Source organism: Virgibacillus sp. 7505 (assembly GCF_002272135.1).
Classification (GTDB): domain Bacteria; phylum Bacillota; class Bacilli; order Bacillales; family Amphibacillaceae; genus Terribacillus.
In genome coordinates this window covers 1-217 of record NZ_NPBF01000429.1, presented here as the reverse complement: position 1 = coordinate 217, position 217 = coordinate 1, and the positions used below count along the sequence as shown (strand labels likewise).

The 217-nt window shown below is 50.2% G+C and carries 1 protein-coding gene; it reads left to right on the top strand.

Annotated elements, in window-relative coordinates:
• The coding region (locus tag CHH91_RS19645; RefSeq protein WP_176465897.1) for a BCCT family transporter at positions 1-217 on the top strand (217 nt) is incomplete at both ends.

The window sequence follows — 217 nt, the reverse complement described above, 5'->3', positions numbered from 1 at the left end:
GATATGGTTAGCTTATTCCAAATACGGACAAGTTGTTTTAGGCAACCCAAGTGAAAAGCCAAGGTATACGTTGTTTGAGTACGCTTCGATTTTAGTGGCAATGGGCGTCGGCGCAACATTGATGCGGACAGGAATGGTCCAATGGAGTGAAGTGGCGGTCGATCCCCCATTTGGCTTGCAAGCTGGATCTAGCGAAGCGCTCCTGACAGGCAACGCC